The sequence below is a fragment of the Flavobacterium sp. FPG59 genome (assembly GCF_002150205.1).
Classification (GTDB): Bacteria; Bacteroidota; Bacteroidia; order Flavobacteriales; family Flavobacteriaceae; genus Flavobacterium.
On the sequence record NZ_MTCA01000212.1, the window covers coordinates 1 to 5,299 of the forward strand.

Sequence of the window (5,299 nt, forward strand, 5' to 3'; positions counted from 1 at the left end):
ATGTAAAACATGGCTATCGGTTAATTGATGACAATTGAAATTGAAATTGAAATTGTAAATAAATTTCTTTAATCTTTTTTACTATAAATTCTTTCAATAATATCAACAACTTTCATTCCTTCTAGAGCATTTGTAGAGATACTTTCTGTGCCCGCAATTACATTCGCTATATTTTCATATACATAATGGTGATTTGCTGCAGAACCTTTATACTGTCCGTAATCATTTGGAGGATTACTTTCTGCTAATACTGGCATTACATAATCTTTGATATGACAATATTCTACTTCATTCATATACTGTCCTCCAACTTTTACTGAACCATTTTCCGCAACTATAGTAATTGAGCTTTCTAAATTCTTGTCCCAAACTGCCGTAGAATAGTTTAAACTCCCCATTCCCCCTTCGACAAAATCAAAAGAAACAAATCCTGAATCTTCAAAATCAGTACTCTTTTCGTGCATGAAATCATTTAATCTTGCATTTATATTAGTCACATCTCCAAAATACCAATACATCAAATCAATAAAATGAGAAAATTGCGTAAACAATGTACCACCATCTAAATCTTTAGTTCCGTGCCAAGAAGTTGGTTTTCCTGTTACATTGTCTGGTTTATAGTAACGGTCATCACGATTCCAATAGCAATTAATTTGAACCATGAAAATTTTACCTAAAACACCTGCTTCAAGTACTTCTTTTAACCATACTGAAGGTGGTGAATAACGATTTTGCATCACACAAAATACTTGTTTGTGCTTTTGGAGCGCTTTGAAGATAATTTGCTCACAACCTGCTTTTGTTAATGCCATGGGTTTCTCAACAACTACATGCCAATTGTTTTCTAAAACAAGTAACGCTTGTTTTTGATGGTATCCGTTAGGACTAGCAATAGCAACAGCATCAACTTCAATACCGCTCTGCACCAAAGCTTCTAAAGAATTGAAAAACTTAGCTTCTGGATAATTTTCTAATCCTAATTCTTCTTTTTTTCTAATATCACATAACGCAACTAATTCAAAATCCGAATTCCCTTGTATCATACTAGCGTGTCTTTTTCCTATATGACCACAACCAACAACGGCAAATTTTATTTTTTTCATACTCAATTAGCTTATTTTAGTAACTGTATTATTTTCTAATTTATATTCTTGTTTACTTTCATGACAAATGGCAATACCGCTTTCATTAAATTCCAAACGATGTCCATACTCACCAACCCATCCAATTTGTTTGGCTGGATTTCCTACCACAAGTGCAAAAGGTAAAATGTTTTTAGTAACTACCGCTCCAGCTCCTATAAAGGCGTATTCCCCTATGTCATGGCCGCATACTATTGTTGCATTTGCACCAATACTGGCCCCTTTACCTACATGAGTTTTGGCATATTGTTCTTTTCGATTAATAGCGCTGCGTGGATTTATGACATTAGTAAAAACCATAGATGGTCCTAAAAAAACATCGTCGTCACAAGTTACACCAGTGTAGATTGATACATTATTTTGAACTTTTACATTATTTCCTAAAATTACTCCTGGTGAAACCACAACATTTTGACCAATATTACATCTTTGGCCCATCGTACAATTGGACATAATATGAGAAAAATGCCAAATCTTAGTATTATCACCTATCGTACAACCATCATCGACTAATGCTGTTTCATGTGCGAAAAAATTTTCCATATTTTAATTATTAAAAAATGATTTTACTTGACTACAAACATACTCCATAGAATCCAACTCCATTTCAGTGTGAATAGGTAACGAAAGAACTTCATCACATAATGATTCAGTAATTGGCAATTGAAAATTTGAATCTACAAACTGTTGAAAGGCTTCTTGCTTGTACAATGGAAGTGGGTAATATATCATACTAGGTATTCCTTTATCGGAAAGAAATTTTTGCAATTCATCGCGTTTGCCATTTTTTACTTTCATAGTATATTGATGAAAAACATGCGAACTGTTGTATTGCCTTTCAGGAACTTGCAACTCTTTAACGTCAGCAAAGACTGAATCGTAGTATGATGCCATCTGATTGCGGGCCTGACTGTAAGAGTCCAAATGTTTTAGTTTGATATTCAATATTGCTGCTTGTATGGTATCCAATCTCGAATTACAACCTAAAACCTTATGATAATATTTTTTTTCTTGTCCATGATTGGCAATCATCCTCATCTTCTGAGCCAATTCATCATCATTAGTCATTAATGCACCGCCATCTCCATAACAGCCTAAATTTTTTGATGGAAAAAAAGAAGTACTTCCAATGTGTCCGATAGTTCCTGTTTTAGCAGTGCGTCCATCAGAAAAAGTATAAGTAGCACCAATAGCTTGTGCATTGTCTTCAATCACAAACAAATTATATTTCTTTGCCAACTCCATAATTGGCTCCATATCACAAGACTGACCGTATAAATGAACTGGTACGATTGCTTTAGTTTTTATTGTTATCGATTTTTCAATAATTTCGGCAGTAATATTAAAAGTCTTCTCATCAACTTCAACCATTATTGGCGTCAAACCTAACAAGCCTATTACTTCAGCTGTTGCCACATATGTAAAAGAAGGACAAATAACCTCATCTCCTCTTTCAAGCCCCAAAGCCATCATTGCAATTTGCAAAGAATCAGTTCCATTTGCACAAGGGATCACATGTTTCACGTCTAAATACTTTTCTAAAGAAATTTGAAATTCTTTAACCGCAGGCCCATTGATGAATGAGGTACTTGCTATACAATCTATTACGGATTGATTTATTTCATTCTCTATATGGTGGTACTGTGTTTTTAAATCCACCATTTGAATTGGTTGTTTCATAATATTATGAGTTTTTTTTTAATGCCAAAGCAGCTATACTTTCACCAATTGCTAAAGATGAAGTTGCTGCAGGTGAAGGCGCATTACAGACATTTATAACGTTTTTATTTTCAAAAATTAAAAAATCATCCGAAAGATTTCCTTTACTGTCGCAGGCTTGAGCACGTACTCCAGCACTACCATCTTCTAAATCCTCTTTTTGGATTTCTGGAATTAATCTTTGTAATGCTTTTGTAAAAGCAGTTTTCGAGTAGGAACGATACATTTCATACATGCCATCCTTCCAGTATTTTAAAGCCACTTTTTGAAAACCCGAATGACCTAAAGTTTCAAAAAGCTCTTTCCAATTAATCATTTTATTTGTATAACCCTCTCTAGCAAAAGCCAATACCGCATTTGGACCTGCTTCAACACCTCCATGAACCATACGTGTAAAATGAACTCCTAAAAAGGGAAAATTAGGATTAGGCACAGGGTAAATTAAGTTTTTAACTAAATATTCTTTCTCCTTCTTGATATTAAAATACTCTCCTCTAAAAGGTAAAATTTGAACATCCAAATTACTATCTGTCATTTTTGCAACCTTATCCGAGTATAAACCAGCACAATTAATGACCCATCTGGATTCAAATCGTTTATTTTGAGTTTGTATTTCTGAACTATCCTCTAGAGAATTGATATCTTCCACCTTTTGTTCAAATAGAATTTCACCCCCCAATTGTAAAAATAAATCAGCATATTTTTGAGAAACTTCTTGGTAATCAATAATTCCTGTTTGAGGCACCCAAATCCCTTCAATACCTGTACAGTGAGGTTCAAATTCTTTTATCTCGTGGGCGCTAATTTTTTTAATACCTACAAGTCCGTTGGCTAGACCTCTTTCATAAATACCAGACATAACCGGTAGTTCATCTTTCTCTGTTGCAACAATTATTTTACCACACAGATCATATTTTACATCATTTTCATCACAAAATTGAATTAATTGATCATACCCCTTTTTACAATTAATAGCTTTAAGACTTCCTGGTTTATAATAGATACCTGAATGAATTACTCCGCTATTATGTCCTGTTTGATGCATAGCAATTTTAGATTCTTTCTCAAGAACTATAACCGATAATCTAGGATTTTGTTTTTTGAGATGATATGCAGTTGAAAGCCCTACAATCCCTCCTCCAATAATGATAAAATCTGTTTTCAAATCAATTTCTTTATATTATAATCTCCAATAATTTTTAAAATCCGATGGTTCTAATGCTCCTTTAATATCGAACATATAGATTTCGTCTTTAGATAACTTTTGAAAATCTTCAGAAGTCATTTGAATATATTCTTGATGACCAACAGCTAATACAATGAGATCATATACTCCTACTGGTTCATCGACTAAAGTAATACCATATTCATGGGCCAATTCATTCGGACAGCCATGAGGATCAACCACATGGACATGAATCGAATAATCCATTAATTCTTTTACTAAATCAACAACTTTAGAATTTCTAATATCTGCAACATCCTCTTTAAAAGTAATTCCTTTGACTAAAACCTTACACTTTCCAGGGTTTTTATCTTGCTCTATTAAAGCTTGAACAATTCTTTTAGCTATAAAAGTAGGTATAAAATCATTTACTCTTCTTCCAGCAGCAATAACCTGTGGATCGATTCCTAATTGTTTGGCTTTATGCATTAAATAAAACGGATCCACACTAATACAATGTCCTCCTACCAAGCCTGGTTGGTATTTATGAAAATTCCATTTGGTACCTGCAGCTTCAATTACCGCTTTAGTATCAATACCCATTTTATCAAAAATGATTGCCAATTCATTCATCAAAGAAATATTGATATCGCGTTGTGTATTCTCAATAACCTTAGCCGCTTCAGCTACTTTGATAGATTCAGCTTGGTGTAAACCAGCTTTGATAATAGAACCATAAACTTCAGAAATCACTTCCAATGCTTCAGCATCATTACCAGATACTATTTTTAAAATATTCGTTAATGTTTTTACTTTATCGCCTGGTACTATGCGCTCTGGACTATAGCCAAACTTAAAATCTGTCCCTCGTTCTAAACCTGAAATAGATTCCAAAATAGGCACACAATCATCTTCGGTACATCCCGGATATACTGTAGATTCATATACCACATAATCACCTTTTTTTAAAGCAGAAGCAACACTTCTCGAAGCCCCTAATAAAGGATTCAAATTTGGAACTTTGTTCTCGTCAATATCGGTGGGTACACCAATAATATGAAAATGTGCTCTTTTTAAATCTTCAACATTCGAAGTAAATTCAATATCACAACCTTCAAAAGCCATTCCTTCCAATTCTTTAGAAGGATCAATTCCTTGTTTCATCAAGGCTACCCTTGTCTCATTTATATCAAAACCAATTACTTTAAAATGTTTGGCAAATTCTAGTGCCAATGGCAACCCTACATAACCTAATCCAGTAACTGAAATAACT

At 33.6% G+C, this 5,299-nt stretch carries 5 protein-coding genes; all 5 read right to left on the reverse strand.

The genetic code is table 11. The features are described from left to right. Positions 1 to 68: 68 nt before the first annotated feature. The 5 genes from FPG59_RS13555 to FPG59_RS13575 are packed head-to-tail and all read right to left on the reverse strand — an operon-like array spanning position 69 to position 5,295. On the reverse strand, positions 69 to 1,103 hold the full coding sequence (locus FPG59_RS13555) for a Gfo/Idh/MocA family protein (RefSeq protein WP_086455121.1): 1,035 nt from the start codon (positions 1,101 to 1,103) through the stop codon (positions 69 to 71). A 6-nt stretch (positions 1,104 to 1,109) separates the two neighbouring features. After that, positions 1,110 to 1,685: an acyltransferase gene (locus tag FPG59_RS13560; RefSeq protein WP_086455122.1), complete on the reverse strand. Its 576-nt coding sequence runs from the start codon at positions 1,683 to 1,685 to the stop codon at positions 1,110 to 1,112. A 3-nt stretch (positions 1,686 to 1,688) separates the two neighbouring features. After that, the gene (locus FPG59_RS13565) at positions 1,689 to 2,822 is read right to left on the reverse strand and encodes a DegT/DnrJ/EryC1/StrS aminotransferase family protein (RefSeq protein WP_086455123.1); all 1,134 of its coding nucleotides are present in this window, start codon (positions 2,820 to 2,822) and stop codon (positions 1,689 to 1,691) included. Between the two features lie 4 nt (positions 2,823 to 2,826). Beyond that, on the reverse strand, positions 2,827 to 4,026 hold the full coding sequence (gene lhgO, locus FPG59_RS13570; protein ID WP_086455124.1) for an L-2-hydroxyglutarate oxidase: 1,200 nt from the start codon (positions 4,024 to 4,026) through the stop codon (positions 2,827 to 2,829). Between the two features lie 15 nt (positions 4,027 to 4,041). After that, on the reverse strand, positions 4,042 to 5,295 hold the full coding sequence (locus FPG59_RS13575) for a nucleotide sugar dehydrogenase (RefSeq protein WP_254906708.1): 1,254 nt from the start codon (positions 5,293 to 5,295) through the stop codon (positions 4,042 to 4,044). Positions 5,296 to 5,299: the final 4 nt, after the last annotated feature.